This is a genomic window from Anaerolineales bacterium, from assembly GCA_022866145.1.
Lineage (GTDB): Bacteria > Chloroflexota > Anaerolineae > Anaerolineales > E44-bin32 > PFL42.
Genome location: JALHUE010000357.1, coordinates 1 through 1505, shown reverse-complemented (window position 1 = coordinate 1505; position 1505 = coordinate 1). Strand labels below are relative to the sequence as shown.

At 68.4% G+C, this 1505-nt stretch carries 2 protein-coding genes; both read right to left on the bottom strand.

The features are described from left to right. Window positions 1-951: hypothetical protein (locus tag MUO23_10950; GenBank protein ID MCJ7513473.1), on the bottom strand; the 951-nt coding region annotated here is incomplete at its 3' end. A gap of 172 nt (window positions 952-1123) precedes the next feature. Continuing rightward, the coding region (locus MUO23_10945) for a sensor histidine kinase (GenBank protein MCJ7513472.1) at window positions 1124-1505 on the bottom strand (382 nt) is incomplete at its 5' end.

The following is a 1505-nucleotide window of genomic DNA, read 5'->3' as shown; positions in this document are numbered from 1 at the left end:
TGTGCCTCCGGGAATCCCCGCCGGCGGAGGCGTGCACACGGCGGCTGGGCTGGTGCTGACGACGCTCGTGAACTGCAGGTTTGACGACAGCGTATCCGCGATCGTCAGGTTGTTCACGGACTGGGCATCGGCAATACCGGCGGTCAGCGTGTAACGCCGCGGGAAGTTGGGCCCGGTGGCGGTCTCATTCTCGGGCCCGGAGTACGCCTTGGCCAGTGTCAGCAGCGTAGGTGCCACAGACGCGCTCGGCCAACCGGTTCCGTCGATGCTGGCCGGGTTGACAATGACCGCATCGCAGCACCAGTTGTCGAGCGGGTCAGCGCCGAAGCGGAAGCCGCCGCGGGCCTTGAGCGTCAGACCGGTGCCCAGGTCGGCCAGGTTGCTCAGATTGGCCTGAACACTGACGGTGATGGCTGGTTGATCGGGGGCGAAGGATCCGAAGGGCAGCTGGAGCACCACCAGCGCGTCGCCGGCCGTCCCGCACACCTGCAAGCGAACGCCGGAGGTGTTCCGGTAGTAGGGGTGGTTGACGCAGCCCGTTGTTCCCGGACCGGCGCCGTCCGCATCCGGGAAGGGCAGGACTGTCGAGTTGAGCGCCACACCAAGGTACGAGGCGCTAACGAAGGTAATCCCGTCCGGCGTGGCGGCACCGGCGTTGCCGTCGGCCCCATTGACCGGGAAGATCAAGTCGAGGATTGGGCCATAGCCAACGTCCGTCGAAGTGCCGGAGGCGTTGTCAAAAGTGACCGAGAATGAGAAGGGCTCTCCCAGCGGGACCTGCGCCGGAACGCCCAGAGAGACGGACGGCGCCGGCGCCAGAAGTGGGCGCGCCTCAGCCAGGGACGACGGAAGCACCAGCGACGTGAGTGATGCCAACGCCGCGCCCCAGAGCAGGGCGCGGCGCAGGGAGGTCCCCTTCACGACCCGCACCATCAGGCGCACGACACCCATGCGTGCCCAACGACGGCAAAGCCCAGGCTCCCGCTATTGCAGCATGGGTGCGCCCTTCCCCCGTCCGGGCACTGGCCTCGCCTATCCTGCCTATGTTACCGCCCCCCGGGGGAGGGCGCAATGCGGCCAGCTTCCCGCACCGGCGGCACCCCGGTATGGCCCACCCCCCAAGCTACGGCCGTCCGTCGGCCGGCAGCCATACCGTGAAGGTGGTGCCTTCGGCCTCCGTGCTGGAGGCCTCGATGCGGCCCCCATGGCGCTCGACGATCTGGCGCGAGATCGGCAGACCCAGCCCGGTGCCGGGCTCGCCCGTCTGTTGGGCTGTCTTGCCCCGGTAGAAGCGCTCGAAGATGCGCGGCAGGTCCTCGGCCGGGATCGGGGGGCCATCGTTGCGCACCCGCACCGCCACCCGAGCGCGCCCATCCTCCAGCCAGATCTCGCTGCACACCGCAACTTCTTCGCCAGGCGGGGTATAGGCGACCGCATTCCCTATCAGGTTGGTGAACACCTGCAGGATCTGCTCCCGGCTGACAAGCGCGACGGGCAACGCCGGG